This is a genomic window from Nocardioides panzhihuensis (assembly GCF_013408335.1).
Taxonomy (GTDB): Bacteria; Actinomycetota; Actinomycetes; order Propionibacteriales; family Nocardioidaceae; genus Nocardioides; species Nocardioides panzhihuensis.
In genome coordinates this window covers 5,735,314-5,749,833 of sequence record NZ_JACBZR010000001.1, presented here as the reverse complement: position 1 = coordinate 5,749,833, position 14,520 = coordinate 5,735,314, and the positions used below count along the sequence as shown (strand labels likewise).

Genomic DNA, 14,520 nt, shown 5'->3' with positions numbered 1-14,520 from the left:
CAATCCCTGGCCGAAAGGGCTTGTGGGAGGGGGCGAGTCGGAGCGGTCGAGCGATTCTCTCGACTTCGGCGATCAACCGGTGCCGCAGACCAGCCGGCGACTCTTCACCGTCGCTGCGGACCGCCAGAACAAGGCTGAACAAACTGGTCCCGTCGCCAGTCCATTGCCACATCTCCCCGTGCGTGCCCTGGATGTGGCGAGGGACAGTGTGAGGAGCGACGAGCGCAACCGCCGCAATCTGTACGGAGGTCGTCGGCAACAGCGTCGTCACATTCGAGGGATCCTCATTCATCGCCTCGCCGAACTGTTGTCGGACGCCGGCCGCGTCGATGGATCGATGTTAACGAACTCATCTGTGTTTGGCGGACGCACCCAGGCGTGCTGTGATGACGTCTGCTTGACCCCAGCTTCGGCTGAACTGATGTCGTGCTCACTCGAAGTCACCGTGGTCGACCGGACGACCGCCGACCCGTGATCCATGGCGATCTCTGCCGCCCGCGACGTGTCACCCTTGCGCAACGCCTCGTTCATTTCACCCCACATCACGTTGTCATCGTCCATCTTGAGTTCGACATCGCCGCCACCACCAGAGCCACCGTCTGGAAGGTTCAACCCAAACTTCTGGTTTGCCATCTCCCCCGTCAACGCACCCTTAAGACTGATTTCCTTTATCGTACCGTTCCTGTCGGCCTTGACCTCGCCAGAGAAATCCACGGATCCTCCAGCTTTAACACCAGAGTCACCGACCGCAGCGTGCCCGCCCACCGATGCCTCGATCTTGACCCCGAACTCACCATCGTCCTTCTTGGCGTCGTACCAACCCTCTACGCGCCCGTTGGCACCACCGTCCGCATACGGCGTCTCGAATCCGAACTCCGCCTTCCCGTAGACACCAACCTTCGCACTGGTCGGGTCATGCTGTTCGATATACGCAGCAACCGCGGCTTGACGGGCACTCTGTCCACCTAGGATGCCCCCAAGCGCAGCGTCGTCGAGACCGTCCAGGAACTTCTCGGCTTCCTCGCGAGACTTGAACGTGAACTCGTAATCAGTGAATCCACCCGCGCCAATCTTCCCCTCCAATGCCTTGCCGTCCTCACCTAGACTGATGCCGAGCGCTGTCTTCAGCGACATCTTCACGTCACCGTTCTGCATCACGCTATATTGCGCTTCGCCGCCTACATCAAGGTTGATCGCCCGGTAGAGCGGGATGCCGATCTCTAGTAGAGCCGCTATCGTGTCGAGGGCGATTTCATTACCGAACTTCTCAGCGATCTCTTCGGGTGTCATGCCGTCGAGGGACGGCGGCAACTGTGACGCCGAGGCTTCCTTGATGCTTCCCGATCCGCCCCTGGTCTCGCCAGCGATAACATCTGACATTGACTTGGCAAGTCCCACGTCGGCCATCTCGGCTCGCTTGAGCGCCTTGTCGATCCGACCCTCGAACTCTTGGGCTCGAGCCTTGTTCTCGACGATAGCCCGTTCGTGGGCTCTCTGGGCTTCCAGGTCGGGCTCCATGAAACCTCGCTCGTGAGGCTCCAGTGGCTCAACCTTGGGCGGCTCGACCTCACCCGTTTGATGGTTCACCGTGTGCCCCTCACGTGACGCTTGCTCAAGGACCACCTGCAGGTCGTCCTGAGCCCCCTTGATCTCCTTGCCGGTCTCCTTCAGCGTGACTGCCAGGTCAGAGACCTGTGCAGCGAGGTCGTTGAGACGGATGCGCTTTGCGTCGTACGTCTTCCACGCGCTCGCCGTGCCCAGGCCTTCCCACGTCTCAGGAGGCCGGGCGTCGTTGATCTCGTCCTGGAGACGAAGCACGATCCGGCGCTTGTCGTAGAAGTACTCGGCGAGGCTGTCGACCACATTCGGCTGCCATTCGAGCAACTCAGCAACGCATACCATCAGGAGTCAAGCTTTCCAAGGCGCGCGATCAGCTTCGCTATGTTGTCGTCGGACGGGGCACTTGGGTCGAAGATGGCTGGGCCGACGTTGTCCGCCTTGCCGGCAGATGAGCCGCCGCTCCAGATTCCGGGCAAGGTGCTGACCGCTCCCACTTGCCGACCTCCCTCGCTGGCGGCGTCCTGGTCAGTGGCATGGTGGTCGGCAGCCACCGCGCGATAGGTTTCACTCATCTTCGTGGCACCGGCACACCACTCGTCGAATTGGCCGCCGAGTGTGCTGACGAACTGGCCCACCTGCCGTGGGCTCGCACCTCCGGGCATTGCCGTAGATATCTCGCCCACCCGGTCACTGGGGTTGGCACTCTTGACCTGCTCGCCTGCAGCGTCCCACGCTGCGGCGGCCCGGCGCATATCCGCCGGAACCATCTTGACCATCATGACTCCCGAGTACCACGTGACTGCGCTTCTTTACCAACGTTGGAATGTTAACCGCGAACCGTCGGCTTCGCATCAGCAAACACAAGCGCCCTGCACCAAGTTGGTGCAGGGCGCTCGTAGCGTACGACTCAGACTTTTTCGATCTGGTTGAACGAGAGCTCGACAGGAGTCTCGCGACCGAAGATCTCGACGAGCGCCTTGACGCGCTGGGACTCGGCGTTGAGCTCGGTGATGGTCGCGTGCAGCGTGGCGAAGGGACCGTCGACGACGGTGACCGAGTCGCCCTCGGCGAAGTCGACGACCTCGACGGGCTTCTTGGCGGTGGTCGCGGAACCGCCGGTGGAGGACGCGGCCTCACCTGCGGCGGCAGCCTCGGCCTCGGCCTGGGCGACGACGGCCGGGGCGAGCATGTTCTCGACCTCGGTCATCGACAGCGGCACCGGCTGGTGGCTGTGGCCGACGAAGCCGGTGACCGACGGGGTGTGGCGTACGGCGGACCAGGACTCGTCGGTGAGGTCCATCCGGACCAGGACGTAACCCGGGAGAACGGTGCGCTTGACCATCTTGCGCTGGCCGTTCTTGATCTCCGGGACTTCCTCGGTGGGGACCACGATCTCGTGGATGTAGTCTTCCATGTTGAGGGAGACGATGCGGTTCTCCAGGTTGGACTTCACCCGGTTCTCCATGCCGGAGTAGGTGTGGATCACGAACCAGTCACCCGGCTTCGCCCACAGCTCCCGGCGGAACGCCTCGAGCGGGTCGTCGTCAGCAGCCTCAGGGGCCTCGCCGTCGACGATCTCGTCGAAGGACGCCTCGCCCTCGCTGGCGTCGTCGGACTCGCCCGACTCGTCAGCCTCGTCGAACTCAGCCTCTGCAGGCACGTCGGAGGCGGCCTCGGCCGTCTCGAGGACCTCGGTCTCCTCGGTGTAGTCCTGCTCAGACATGTCCTGCTCCAAACCGTTGATTGTGTGTATCGGGTGTGCTCTGCGGGCCGGGGGCCCACACGATCACGCGTCGCGGCCGCCGAACACCCAGAACATCAACTTGCCGAACCCGAGGTCAAGGCCCGCGACGATCGCCATCATGACCAGGACGAAGACCAGGACCACGATGAAGTACGTCGTGAGCTGCTGCTGCGTCGGCCAGACGACCTTGCGGAGCTCGGCCACGACCTGGCGGTAGAACGTCGGGAGACTGGTGCGCTTCTCCGTCTTCTTGTCGTTCGGAGTCGGGACTGCCTTGCTGTCCGTCACGCCGCCACCTTCTCTCGAAAACGTTTCCATCGCTGGTCCGGCTTTGCAGGGCACGAGGGACTTGAACCCCCAACCTTCGGTTTTGGAGACCGATGCTCTGCCAGTTGAGCTAGTGCCCTACGGAGGTCTGCATCAGTGGCGCGGTTGAGGGCGCAACTAACCATGTGGGAAGACCACCAACGGTGAGTCTACGCACGCGGCTCAACACGTTCCAAACCGGGACCCCTTGACCCATAGGATTGCTGGCATGACCTCAGATCCCCGCCCCCTCGCCGATCTCTCGCGCGAGGAACTCGAAGCGTTCGCAACGGAGCAGCGCACGGCGTACGACAGCCTGGTGGCCAAGGGCCTGAAGCTGGACCTGACCCGGGGCAAGCCCTCGGCGGACCAGCTCGACCTCTCCGACGGCCTGCTCCAGCTCCCGAAGTCGACGACGGCCCCGGACGGCACGGACACGCGCAACTACGGGGGCCTGGCCGGCGGCATCGAGATCCGCGAGATCTACGCCGAGCTGCTCGGTCTGGAGACCGGCCAGCTCATCGCCGGCGGCAGCTCGAGCCTCACCATGATGCGCGACACGCTGATGTACCTGTGGCTCCACGGCGGCGTCGACAGCGAGCGCCCGTGGGGTCGCGAGGAGACGGTGAAGTTCGTCTGCCCGGTGCCGGGCTACGACCGCCACTTCACGCTGCTGGAGTGGTTCGGGATCGAGATGGTGACCGTGCCGATGAGCGCCGACGGGCCCGATGCCGAGGCGATCGCCGCGCTGGTCAAGGACGACCCCGCGATCAAGGGCATGTGGCTGGTGCCGACCTACGCCAACCCGACCGGTGACACCACCTCGCAGGAGATCGCCGAGCGGCTCGCCTCGATGCCGACCGCCGCTCCCGACTTCAAGATCTTCTGGGACAACGCTTACGCGCTGCACCACCTGACCCCGGCCGAGACCAAGACCGCCGACGTCGTCTCGCTGGCCAACGCCGCCGGCAACCCGCACCGGCCGCTGGTCTTCGCCTCGACCTCCAAGGTCACCTACGCAGGCGCGGGCGTCGGCTTCTTCGGCGGGTCGAAGGAGAACGTCGCCTGGTGGCTCGACCACCTGAGCCACGGCGCGATCGGACCGGACAAGGTCAACCACCTGCGGCACGCGGAGTTCTTCGGCTCGGCGGCCGGTGTCCGCGACCACATGGCCAAGCACCGCGAGCTGCTCGCGCCGCGGTTCGCGGCCGTCGAGGACGCACTCACCGACGAGCTCGGTGCGCTCGGCGTGGCGATCTGGACCAAGCCCGGAGGTGGCTACTTCGTCAGCCTCGACGTCCTTCCCGGCACCGCGACCCGGGTGATCGAGCTGGCCAAGGGGGCCGGCGTCGCCCTGACCCCGGCCGGTTCCGCCTTCCCCGGAAAGGTCGACCCGGAGGACACCAACATCCGGCTCGCCCCGTCCTTCCCGCCGTTGGAGCAGGTCAGCGGCGCCATGGAGGTCGTCACCGTGTGTGTGAAGCTGGCCGCTGCGGAGAAGCTGCTCGCGTGAGTGATGTGTTGACCAGGCCGGACCGGCGCGACCTACGTACGCTGCCGAAGGCGCATCTGCACCTGCACTTCACGGGTGCGATGCGCCATCAGACCCTGCTCGAGCTGGCCACCCGCGACGGGATCCGGCTGCCCGAGCAGCTGGTCGCGGACTGGCCGCCGACGCTGAGCGCGGCCGACGAGAAGGGTTGGTTCCGGTTCCAGCGGCTCTATGACGTGGCGCGCTCGGTGCTGCGCACCGAGGCCGACATCCGGCGGCTCGTCATGGAGGTCGCCGAGGACGACGTACGCGACGGCGGCAGGTGGCTCGAGATCCAGGTCGACCCGTCGGGCTACGCGGCGAAGTTCGGCGGGATCACCGCCTTCACCGACCTGGTGCTCTCGGCCGTCGCCGACGCCGAACGGGCGACCGGGCTCGGGATCGCGGTGATCATCGCCTCCAACCGCACCCGGCACCCGATGGACGCGCGCACGCTGGCCCGCCTGGCCGCGCAGTACGTCGACCACGGCGTGGTCGGCTTCGGGCTCTCCAACGACGAGCGGCGCGGGCGCACCGAGGAGTTCGACCACGCCTTCCGGATCGCCGAACGGGCCGGCCTGCGGCTGATGCCCCATGGCGGGGAGCTGCGCGGGCCCGAGCACATCCGCACCGTGCTGCGGTCGCTGCACGCGACCCGGCTGGGTCACGGCGTACGCGCTGCCGAGGACCCGGCACTGCTCGACGAGATCGTGCGCGCGGGCGTCGCTCTGGAGGTCTGCCCGACCTCCAACGTGTCGCTCGGCGTCTACTCCGACCTCACCTCGGTGCCGCTGCCACAGCTGCTCGACGCCGGCGCGACCGTGGCGCTGGGCGCTGATGACCCGCTGTTGTTCGGGTCCCGGCTGGCGGCGCAGTACGCCACGATGCGGGCCGCGCACGAGCTCACCGACGAGACCCTCGCCGACTTGGCGCGGATGTCGGTGACCGCCTCGACGGCGCCAGAGTCGACGAAGAAGGCTCTGCTCGCCGAGATCGACGACTGGCTCAACGCGCCCTCGCAGCCCACGGATCCACCGAGTTAAGACAGAATGTCGGACATGACGAACCCGTCCGACGATCAGTCCGATCCCAACAACCCGGCCGACGGCTCCACTCCGCCTCCGCCGAGCCCGTCCGAGCCGAGCCAGCCGGAGCCCACCCAGGCCGAGCCGACTCAGCCGATGTACGGCCAGACCTACGGTGAGCAGCCGTCCAACCCCTACGGCGGCGCGACCTACGACCAGAAGCCGCCCGCGGCCGGCTACGGACAGACGCCTCCGCCGCCGCCTGCCTACGGCGGTCAGCCGAACTACGGTGGTCAGCCGGGCTACGGTCAGGCGCCCTACGGCGCTCCGGCGGGGTACCCCGGACCGGTCGGCACCCCGGACTCGGGCGCGACCACGTCGATGGTCCTGGGCATCATCGGGCTCGTGGGGTCGTTCCTCTGTGGCCTCCCGATCGTCCTCTCGCCGTTCGCCCTGTTCATGGGCCTGAGCGCCAAGAAGCGGATCGACGCTTCGGCCGGTGCCCTGACCGGCCGTGGCAACGCGCAGGCGGGCTTCATCCTCGGCATCATCGGCACCGTCCTGCTGGTCCTGAGCATCCTGCTGATCGTCATCGTCATCATCGTCGGAGTCAGCGGCGGGTTCGAGGACTCGGGCTACGACAGTGGCTACGAGTCGTACGACAGCGAGTTCTAAGAGATGACGAGCACTCCCCCACCCGGCTATCAGCCCGCGCCCTACGGTTTCCCGCCGCCCCCTCCCCACCCCGAGGCCAACTCGGCGATGGTCTTCGGGATCGTCGGGCTGTGCCTGTCGGTCATGTGCGGCGGGATCGGCGTCTTCATCGCGCCGTTCGGCTGGGCCAAGGGCAAGCGGGTGATGGCCGAGATCGACGCCAACCCGGCGGCCTACAGCGGTCGCGGCAACGCGCAGGCCGGGTTCATCACCGGTCTCATCGGGACGATCTTCGGAGCGCTCTACATGCTCTTCTGGGTCGTCTACATCGTCTTCATCATCGTGATGATCGTCGTCGCCTCCAACGAGAGCGACGTGACCACGTTCGACAGCGTCAGCGCGATGCTGAGCAGCCGAATCTGACGGATGGATTGCGGCTACTTCACCTCGGGCGCCTGCCGCTCCTGCCGCTGGCTGGAGATGGCGTACGCCGACCAGCTCGCGCAGAAGCAGCGACGGGTCGCCTCGGCGCTCGCGTCGGTCGGGCTCGGCGAGGGACGTTGGGAGGAACCGGTCTCCAGCCCGGAGGCCGGTTTCCGCAACAAGGCGAAGATGGTCGTCGCCGGCTCGGTGGAGGCACCGACCCTGGGGATCCTGTCCCACGACGGTCTCGGTGTCGACCTGCTCGCCTGCGGGCTCCACACCCCTGGGCTGCAGGCCGCGCTGCCGATCCTGTCCCGGTTCGTGACGTCCGCGCGGCTCACGCCCTATTCGGTGCCGGAGCGCCGCGGCGAGCTCAAGCACGTGATCGTCACCGAGGCGCCCGGCGGTGAGCTGATGGTGCGGTGGGTGCTGCGCTCCACCGAGGCGCTGTCCCGGTTGCGCAAGCACCTTCCGGCGCTGCTGGACGAGCTCCCGATCGGCGTCGCGTCGGTGAACATCCAGCCGGAGCACAAGGCCGTCATCGAGGGCCCCGAGGAGATCTTCCTGACCGCCCGTGAGGCGCTGACGATGGACGTCAACGGGATCGGCCTGCGGCTGCGTCCACACTCGTTCTTCCAGACCAACACCGCCGTCGCGGCCGCGCTCTACCGCCATGCCCGCGATCTGGTCTCCTCGGTGTCACCGGGCTCGGTGTGGGACCTCTACTGCGGCGTCGGCGGCTTCGGCCTGCACGTCGCCGCGCCCGGGCGGGAGGTGCTCGGCGTCGAGGCCAGCGAGCAGGCCATCGAAGCCGCCTCCTCGACCGCCGCCGAGCTGGGCTTGCCCGGCACCAGCTGGGTGGCCGGGGACGCCGCTGCGTACGCCGTCTCCTCCGGCGCTGCACCCGACCTGGTCATCGTCAACCCACCGCGACGCGGCATCGGCTCCGCACTCGCGGGATGGCTGGAGCAGTCAGGCGTCGAGCACGTCGTCTACTCCTCGTGCAACGTCGACACCCTCGCCCGCGACTTGCGCGACATGCCCTCGCTGCAGCCGGTGTCGGCACGCCTGCTCGACATGTTCCCCAACACCGACCATCACGAGGTCCTCGTTCTTCTGAAGCGCGGCTAGAAGCCGACTCGGCGGGCTAGAGGGAGACGCCGAGCATCACGGGCTCGTTGACGAGCACGATCCCGTACGCCGCCTCGACCCCGTCCCGCACCTCTCTCGCGAGGACGAGCAGGTCCTCGGTCGTGCCCTCGCCGCGGTTGGTGAGGGCGAGGGTGTGCTTCGTGGAGAGGGAGACGCGGCCGGCCAGGCCTTCGGGCGTGTGGCCCTTCTTGAACCCGGCGTGGTCGATGAGCCATGCGGCGGAGGTCTTGACGGTGCCGTCGGGCTGCGGATAGGCCGGAGCGCCCTCCGGCACGTCCTCCGGCGCGACGACGGGGTTGGTGAAGAACGAGCCCGCAGACCAGGTGTCGTGGTCGGCCTCGTCGATGACCATGCCCTTGCTGCTTCGCAGGTTCAGGACGGCCTCACGGATCTGCTTGGACGGCACCCGGGTGCCCTGCTCGACGCCCAGGGCGCCGGCGAGCTGGGCGTACGCGATCGGGGAGCCGGTCTCGCCGTCGATGCCGAGCCGGAAGTCGACCGAGAGCACCACGTAGCGGCCAGGCGCGGCCTTGAACTGCGACCAGCGGTAGCCGAACCCGCACTCGTCGGCGGCGAAGCTCCGCACCTCGCCAAGCTCGCGATCGAACACCTTGACCGCGGTGATGGTCTGGGAGACGTCCTGGCCGTAGGCGCCCACGTTCTGGATCGGGGTGGCCCCGACGCTGCCGGGGATGCCGGAGAGCGCCTCGACCCCGCTCCAGCCCTTGTCAACCGCGGTCGACACGAAGTCGTCCCAGGTCTCGCCCGCAGCCACTGTGACGAGTACGCCGCCCTCGACCGTCTCCACCGACACGCCCGTGGTCGCCAGCTTGATGACGGTGCCTGGGAAGCCCGCGTCGGCGACGACCAGGTTGCTGCCGCCGCCGAGGACGAGCACGTCCTTACCGGCCGCGTCGGCGGCGGTCACGGCCTCGATGATCTCCGTCTCGGTGGTCGCGGTGACGAACTCCGCCGCCGGGCCGCCGAGGTGGAAGGTGGTGTGGCGGGACAGGGGCTCAGACAGGGGCTCAGACACGTACGGAGACCTTCGGCATGCCGAGCACCTTCTGGTCGCCGGAGACCACCGTCAGGGCGATCGTCGCCAGCCCGTCCTCGACCGACTTCACGGTGCCGTTGACCGTCACCGAGGTGCCCTCGTCGTCATCGGGTACGACGACCGGGTTGGTGAACTTGGCACCGAAGTCGACGACCTCGGCACCGTCGGTCCACTCCGAGACCGCTCGAGCGACCAGAGCCATGGTGAACATCCCGTGGGCGATCACGCCGGGGAGGCCGACGGCGGTGGCGATCCGGTCGGACCAGTGGATCGGGTTGAAGTCGCCGCTCGCACCGGCGTAGCGAACCAGCGACGCCCGGGTCACCGGGTAGGTCTTCGGGGTCAGCTCGGCGCCGACCTCCAGCACGATGTCGGACATCAGGCGACCTCCGCCGCTCGGTGGACCAGGGTGGCCGAGGTCGTGCACACGAGCGCGCCGGACTCGTCGGTGATCTCGGAGATGGTGCCGATGATGTCGTTGCCGCCGATCTGACGCAGCGAGGCGACGCTCAGGGTCGCGGTCAGCACGTCCCCCGGAGCGATCGGCCGGACGTAGGAGAACTTCTGCTCGCCGTGCACGATCCGCGACAGCTCCACCTCGACGTCATCGAGGAAGGCGTTCATCGCGTCGAAGGCGAGCACGATCGGAAACGTAGCCGGGACCCGGTCCCCGCTCTCCCAGCTCATCCCGGTGGCGGCAGCGAGCTCCCGCACCTTCTCATCGGTGACCCGATAGGGCTTGGTCGGAGGAAACGCGCGCCCTACGAGCGACCCATCAACTGCCATGCGTACAACTCTAGTGGTCCGCCGAGAAGTCGCCCCCGTCGGCCGAAGCGTCACGTACGTCGGCCGAAGCGTCACTCCGGTCGGCCGAGTTGGCAGACCGTTGCCAACTCGGCCGACCGGAGTGACGTCTCGACCGACGGGAGTGACGTCTCGACCGACGGGAGTGACGTCTCGGCAAATGACGAACGCCCCGCCTCCCGAAGTGCGGGAGCGGGGCGTTCGGAGCGCTGATCAGCGTCGCGCTCTGATTTCAAGCGAGCACAGCCTATGAATCAGGCGTCAGCGGGTCTCGCGGTGCGGCTGGTGCTTGCGGCACCGCGGGCAGTACTTGTTGAGCTCGATACGGTCGGGGTCGTTCCGACGGTTCTTCTTGGAGATGTAGTTCCGCTCCTTGCACTCGGTGCAAGCGAGGGTGATCTTCGGACGAACGTCGCTGCTCTTGCTGGCCACAGGAGTTTCCTTACGGTGCTGATCGAGGTGTTGCGGTCTTTGGCGGTAGCGGGGGCGGGGATCGAACCCGCGACCTCACGATTATGAGTCGTGCGCTCTAACCGCCTGAGCTACCCCGCCTCAACAGGAATCAGGCCCGCAACATTCCTGCTGCGGGACCCGAACTCCAGAGCCCCTTTACGGAATCGAACCGTAGACCTTCTCCTTACCATGGAGACGCTCTGCCGACTGAGCTAAAGGGGCGTTGCGTGAGAGAACATTACGGCAGGGGCGCCACGCTCACAAATCGAGGCGATCCTTCCGCGGATCACCCATATCATCGCAGGTCAGGGGCGCCCTCGGCGAATCCACCGGGCTCCCAGATGCGCGCGAAACCCATCGCCTCCTCGAGCTCGTAGGACAGCTCGAGCAGCATCCGCTCCTGTCCCGGCGCCGCGCCGAACATCATCCCCTGCGGCAGCCCGGCCAACGTCTGCTGAACCGGCAGCGACACCGCCGGCCCACCGATGACGTTCTGCCACGGTGTGAACGCGACCCAGGCCATCAGTCGTTCCATCACGATCTCGTAGGCCTGGCTCGGTGCCAGCCGTCCGATCTCCGGGGTCTCGTGGGCGACCGTGGGTGTCAGGACGACGTCGTACGCGGCGTGGAAGCCCTCCGCGATCGCCTGCGCCCGGCGCAGCCGGACGATGGCGGCCGGGACGTACTTCGCGTTCTTCAGGGTGTGCTGGGCCAGGCCGACGGTGAGGTTGTCGAGCCGCTGCCGGTCCCAGGTCTTGCCGCGAAGCGGCCCGGCGTTGACCAGGGCGACCGCGAGGGTGCCCCAGTAGAGGACGAAGTCCTCGGCGAAGGTCTCGGGCACCGGCGGGGGCACGCTCTCGACGGTGTGGCCGAGCTCTTCCAGCACCGCCGCGGTCTTGAGCGTGAGCTCGGCGACCTCGGGGCTGGCCTCGCGCCCGAGCGCGCCGGTGAAGATGGCGCAGCGGAGCCGTTTCGTCCCGGGACCGGTGACGTCCCCGATCGGCGACAGCGAGGTGTGGTGAGCCTTCTCGGCCTCCCGAAAGAAGGCCGCGGTGTCGCGCACCGACCGGGTCAGCACCCCGTCGGTGACGATCTTGAGCGGCAGCAGCCCGTAGAGCGGGTCCTGCGGCAGCCGGTCGCGGGTCGGCTTGAGCCCGACCAGCCCGCAGACACCGGCCGGGATCCGGATCGAGCCACCGCCGTCGTTGCCGTGAGCGAGCGGCACGGCCCCGGCAGCGACCAGCGCACCCGAGCCGGCCGACGACGCGCCTGCCACGCGGCCGGTGTCCCACGGGTTGCGCACCGCGCCGAGGCGCGCGTGCTCGGCGGTGCCCGAGAAGCCGAACTCCGAGAGCTGGGTCTTTCCCAGTGACAGCAGCCCGAGCTTGAAGAGCAGCTTGGTCATCTCGCCGTTGCGTGAGGCCGGCGGCATGGCGTACGAGTCCGTGCCGTTCCTGGTGGGCACGCCGGCGACGTCGGTGTTGTCCTTGATCAGGGTGGGCACGCCCGCGAAGAAGCCTCCCCGCGGAGCACGCGCCTGGACCCTGGCCCGGTCGAAGGTCCGGTACGCCATCGCGCCGAGGTCGGGGTCGACCGACTCGATCCGCGCGATGGACGCCTCGACGGCCTCCGTGGTGCTGAAGTCACCGCGCCGCAACGCCTCGGCGACTCCGACCGCGTCGAGAGTGCCGAGTACGTCGTCGGAGAAGGCGTGCACGCGGGCCATGAGATCAACGTTAGAGGCTCCCCGGGCAGAGACCCGGCTCGTAGCGACCCGCTCAGAGCAGGAGGTGAGCCACCAGCGGGACCAGCAGACAGGTCACCACCGCGGTGAGTCCCATCGCCAGCCCGGAGAAGGCGCCTTCGACGCGGCTCTCCTCCAGCATTCGCGCGGTGCCGATGCCGTGGGAGACCGCACCGACCGCGATGCCGCGGGCTCTCGGGTCCCGGATCCCGAGCAGGGTCAGGAGGCGGGGTGCGACCATCGCGCCGACGATGCCGACAACGATCGCGAAGCACGCCGACAGCTCCGGGTAGCCGCCCAGCCGTTCGGTCAGCGCGATCGTCACCGGGGCGGTGACGGCTTTGGTCGCCATCGTCCGCTCCAGCACGTCGCTGCCACCGAGCCAACGCACCAGCAGGATGCCGCTGACCATCGACACGACCGCGCCGGCGGTCAGCGCGACCAGGACCGGGAGCAACATCCCCTTCAGCCGCGCGGCCTGGTGGTAGAGCGGGATCGCCAACGCCACCGTCGCCGGCCCGAGCAGGAAGCTGATCAGCGTCGTCGCGTCGGCGTAGTCGTCGTAGCTCGTGCCGCTGAGCATCAGCAGGGCCCCGACGATCACCATCGCGACCGCGACCGGCTGAGCCAGCGGCGAGTGGGTCTGTCTGCGCAGCCACCGTCCGAGCTCGTACGCAGCCACCGTCACGAACAGCCACAGGACGATGCTCATTCGATCTCCTCCCCCGGAGCGCCCTGGGTGCCGGCGACCTCGGGCACCCGGCGGAGGAACAGCCCGAGCACCCAGCCGACCGTGGCCAGCCCTAGCAGCCAGGAGCCGAGCAGCGCGACGACGATCGGCAGTGCGGCGTCGCGGATGACCGCGAGGTAGGCGATCACCCCGACCCCGGCCGGGATGAAGAAGAGCTGCAGGTGGGAGAGGAAGTAGTCGCCGACCTGGATGATCGGGTCGTCCTCGCCGTCACGGCGACGCAGGACCAGGGCGAGGAACAGCAGCAGCATTCCCACCACGGGGCCGGGCAGCGGGATCCCGGTCAGCTCGACGATCACGGTTCCGGCCAGCTGGCATCCGAGCAGCCAGAGCAGGCCGACGATCACGGCGTGTCGGTCAGAGACTCGATCGCCATCGCGGCGCAGCCGACCAGGCCCGAGGAGTCGCCGTGCAGCTGGGCCATGAAGGTGAGCTCGCGGGTGGCGATCGGGTTGGCGCGGGCGTAGACGCTCTCGCGCACCCCGGCGGTGTAGAGGTCGAAGGCACCGGCCATGTCACCGCCGATGACGACGACCTCCGGGTTGAGCAGGTTGACGGCGGTGGCGACGACCTCGCCGAGCTGTCGGCCGCCCTCGCGCAGCAGCCCGCGCGCCACGGCGTCCCCGGCGAGCGCGGCGGCCACCAGATCGCGTACGTGACCTGCGGAGACACCGGAGTCGGTCAGCCGCTGAGCGAGCGCCCAGCCGGACGCGACCGTCTCCAGGCAGCCGGTCGAGCCGCAGCGGCAGGGCCGGTCTCCGGCCGCGTCGATACGGGTGTGGCCGATCTCGCCGGCCGCCCCGAGGGCGCCGGTGACCACCTTGCCGTCGCTGATGATGCCCATGCCGAGGCCGGTCGATGCCTTGACGACCAGGGCGTTGCGTACGGGATGGTCGGAGTTGAAGAGCTCAGAGCGCGCCAACGCGTGCGCGTCATGGGCGAGGATCAGGGGCGCGTCGGTCAGCGCGGTGAAGTAGGGCGCCAGCTGGACGCCGTCCCAGCCGCCCATCGCCGGGGTGTCGATGCTCATCCCGAGGTCGGGGTTGACCACGCCCGGCAGGCTCATCCCGATCGCCAGCACCGGCAGGTCGATCGACGTCACCATCTTGGTCATCCGTTCGACGACCTCGGGCATCAGCGCCTCGGCGGAGATGCCGACCTCGTGGTCTCGGGTGTCGCCGGCCAGCTCGCGTCCGGCGAGGTCGAAGGCCGCGGCCTGGCTGCGGCTACGGCCCACCGCCACCGCCAGCACGACTCCTGGGTCTGAGGATTCGTCGCTCACGACTGCAGTCTAAGCACGGGCCCGGACGCGGACC

The 14,520-nt window shown here is 67.9% G+C and carries 17 protein-coding genes and 3 tRNA genes; 5 read left to right on the top strand and 15 right to left on the bottom strand.

Features of this window, described 5'->3' with window-relative positions; genetic code table 11:
- Positions 1–288: 288 nt before the first annotated feature.
- The 5 genes from BJ988_RS27215 to BJ988_RS27195 all read right to left on the bottom strand — a co-directional run bounded on the left by BJ988_RS27215 (position 289) and on the right by BJ988_RS27195 (position 3,711).
- Positions 289–1,863: a hypothetical protein gene (locus BJ988_RS27215; RefSeq protein WP_179660954.1), complete on the bottom strand. Its 1,575-nt coding sequence runs from the start codon at positions 1,861–1,863 to the stop codon at positions 289–291.
- A gap of 38 nt (positions 1,864–1,901) precedes the next feature.
- Positions 1,902–2,339, bottom strand: a complete 438-nt coding sequence (locus BJ988_RS27210) for a hypothetical protein (RefSeq protein ID WP_179660953.1) — start codon at positions 2,337–2,339, stop codon at positions 1,902–1,904.
- Between the two features lie 128 nt (positions 2,340–2,467).
- Positions 2,468–3,283 carry a transcription termination/antitermination protein NusG gene (gene nusG, locus BJ988_RS27205; protein ID WP_179660952.1) on the bottom strand — a complete coding sequence of 272 codons (816 nt, stop codon included), beginning with the start codon at positions 3,281–3,283 and terminating at the stop codon, positions 2,468–2,470.
- Between the two features lie 63 nt (positions 3,284–3,346).
- On the bottom strand, positions 3,347–3,622 hold the full coding sequence (gene secE / locus BJ988_RS27200; protein ID WP_160025598.1) for a preprotein translocase subunit SecE: 276 nt from the start codon (positions 3,620–3,622) through the stop codon (positions 3,347–3,349).
- Positions 3,623–3,638: 16 nt separating this feature from the next.
- Positions 3,639–3,711, bottom strand: a tRNA-Trp gene (locus BJ988_RS27195).
- A gap of 128 nt (positions 3,712–3,839) precedes the next feature.
- Between BJ988_RS27195 and BJ988_RS27190 the strand changes: the two genes are divergently transcribed.
- Genes BJ988_RS27190 through rlmC form a run of 5 tightly spaced genes read left to right on the top strand, consistent with a single transcriptional unit; the run spans position 3,840 to position 8,374 of the window.
- Positions 3,840–5,123 carry an aspartate aminotransferase type Ic gene (locus BJ988_RS27190; protein ID WP_179660951.1) on the top strand — a complete coding sequence of 428 codons (1,284 nt, stop codon included), beginning with the start codon at positions 3,840–3,842 and terminating at the stop codon, positions 5,121–5,123.
- The gene (locus tag BJ988_RS27185) at positions 5,120–6,184 is read left to right on the top strand and encodes an adenosine deaminase (RefSeq protein WP_343051807.1); all 1,065 of its coding nucleotides are present in this window, start codon (positions 5,120–5,122) and stop codon (positions 6,182–6,184) included. Before BJ988_RS27190 ends, BJ988_RS27185 begins: the two co-directional genes overlap by 4 nt.
- A gap of 15 nt (positions 6,185–6,199) precedes the next feature.
- Positions 6,200–6,841, top strand: coding sequence for a DUF4190 domain-containing protein (locus BJ988_RS27180; RefSeq protein ID WP_179660950.1), 642 nt, complete (start codon positions 6,200–6,202; stop codon positions 6,839–6,841).
- Between the two features lie 3 nt (positions 6,842–6,844).
- Complete coding sequence (locus tag BJ988_RS27175) at positions 6,845–7,243, top strand: DUF4190 domain-containing protein (protein WP_179660949.1); 399 nt, start codon at positions 6,845–6,847, stop codon at positions 7,241–7,243.
- Between the two features lie 3 nt (positions 7,244–7,246).
- Complete coding sequence (gene rlmC / locus BJ988_RS27170) at positions 7,247–8,374, top strand: 23S rRNA (uracil(747)-C(5))-methyltransferase RlmC (RefSeq protein WP_179660948.1); 1,128 nt, start codon at positions 7,247–7,249, stop codon at positions 8,372–8,374.
- A 16-nt stretch (positions 8,375–8,390) separates the two neighbouring features.
- On the opposite strand, the gene BJ988_RS27165 is transcribed toward rlmC, so the two are convergent.
- The 10 genes from BJ988_RS27165 to BJ988_RS27120 all read right to left on the bottom strand — a co-directional run bounded on the left by BJ988_RS27165 (position 8,391) and on the right by BJ988_RS27120 (position 14,486).
- Positions 8,391–9,431 carry a UDP-N-acetylmuramate dehydrogenase gene (locus tag BJ988_RS27165; RefSeq protein ID WP_179660947.1) on the bottom strand — a complete coding sequence of 347 codons (1,041 nt, stop codon included), beginning with the start codon at positions 9,429–9,431 and terminating at the stop codon, positions 8,391–8,393.
- Entirely contained in the window at positions 9,424–9,831 is a 408-nt protein-coding gene (locus tag BJ988_RS27160) for a MaoC/PaaZ C-terminal domain-containing protein (RefSeq protein WP_179660946.1), read from the bottom strand. Before BJ988_RS27160 ends, BJ988_RS27165 begins: the two co-directional genes overlap by 8 nt.
- A complete protein-coding gene (locus BJ988_RS27155; RefSeq protein WP_179660945.1) occupies positions 9,831–10,238 on the bottom strand; it encodes an FAS1-like dehydratase domain-containing protein in 408 nt (135 codons plus the stop codon). Before BJ988_RS27155 ends, BJ988_RS27160 begins: the two co-directional genes overlap by 1 nt.
- Before the next feature lie 279 nt (positions 10,239–10,517).
- A complete protein-coding gene (rpmG, locus tag BJ988_RS27150) occupies positions 10,518–10,688 on the bottom strand; it encodes a 50S ribosomal protein L33 (protein WP_179660944.1) in 171 nt (56 codons plus the stop codon).
- Between the two features lie 46 nt (positions 10,689–10,734).
- Positions 10,735–10,808: transfer RNA gene (locus tag BJ988_RS27145), tRNA-Met, on the bottom strand.
- A 50-nt stretch (positions 10,809–10,858) separates the two neighbouring features.
- Positions 10,859–10,931, bottom strand: a tRNA-Thr gene (locus BJ988_RS27140).
- Between the two features lie 73 nt (positions 10,932–11,004).
- The gene (locus tag BJ988_RS27135; protein WP_179660943.1) at positions 11,005–12,435 is read right to left on the bottom strand and encodes an amidase; all 1,431 of its coding nucleotides are present in this window, start codon (positions 12,433–12,435) and stop codon (positions 11,005–11,007) included.
- Positions 12,436–12,487: 52 nt separating this feature from the next.
- Positions 12,488–13,165: an LrgB family protein gene (locus BJ988_RS27130; RefSeq protein ID WP_179660942.1), complete on the bottom strand. Its 678-nt coding sequence runs from the start codon at positions 13,163–13,165 to the stop codon at positions 12,488–12,490.
- Complete coding sequence (locus BJ988_RS27125; protein WP_179660941.1) at positions 13,162–13,551, bottom strand: CidA/LrgA family protein; 390 nt, start codon at positions 13,549–13,551, stop codon at positions 13,162–13,164. Before BJ988_RS27125 ends, BJ988_RS27130 begins: the two co-directional genes overlap by 4 nt.
- Complete coding sequence (locus BJ988_RS27120) at positions 13,548–14,486, bottom strand: ROK family protein (protein ID WP_179660940.1); 939 nt, start codon at positions 14,484–14,486, stop codon at positions 13,548–13,550. Before BJ988_RS27120 ends, BJ988_RS27125 begins: the two co-directional genes overlap by 4 nt.
- Positions 14,487–14,520: the final 34 nt, after the last annotated feature.

Bases quoted from the DNA above. Each gene is read 5' to 3' on its own strand.
- BJ988_RS27210 (WP_179660953.1), bottom strand. From the start codon at position 2,339: ATGATGGTCAAGATGGTTCCGGCGGATATGCGCCGGGCCGCCGCAGCG.
- nusG (WP_179660952.1), bottom strand. From the start codon at position 3,283: ATGTCTGAGCAGGACTACACCGAGGAGACCGAGGTCCTCGAGACGGCC.
- secE (WP_160025598.1), bottom strand. From the start codon at position 3,622: ATGGAAACGTTTTCGAGAGAAGGTGGCGGCGTGACGGACAGCAAGGCA.
- BJ988_RS27190 (WP_179660951.1), top strand. From the start codon at position 3,840: ATGACCTCAGATCCCCGCCCCCTCGCCGATCTCTCGCGCGAGGAACTC.
- BJ988_RS27180 (WP_179660950.1), top strand. From the start codon at position 6,200: ATGACGAACCCGTCCGACGATCAGTCCGATCCCAACAACCCGGCCGAC.
- BJ988_RS27175 (WP_179660949.1), top strand. From the start codon at position 6,845: ATGACGAGCACTCCCCCACCCGGCTATCAGCCCGCGCCCTACGGTTTC.
- rlmC (WP_179660948.1), top strand. From the start codon at position 7,247: ATGGATTGCGGCTACTTCACCTCGGGCGCCTGCCGCTCCTGCCGCTGG.
- BJ988_RS27160 (WP_179660946.1), bottom strand. From the start codon at position 9,831: ATGTCCGACATCGTGCTGGAGGTCGGCGCCGAGCTGACCCCGAAGACC.
- BJ988_RS27155 (WP_179660945.1), bottom strand. From the start codon at position 10,238: ATGGCAGTTGATGGGTCGCTCGTAGGGCGCGCGTTTCCTCCGACCAAG.
- BJ988_RS27135 (WP_179660943.1), bottom strand. From the start codon at position 12,435: ATGGCCCGCGTGCACGCCTTCTCCGACGACGTACTCGGCACTCTCGAC.
- BJ988_RS27130 (WP_179660942.1), bottom strand. From the start codon at position 13,165: ATGAGCATCGTCCTGTGGCTGTTCGTGACGGTGGCTGCGTACGAGCTC.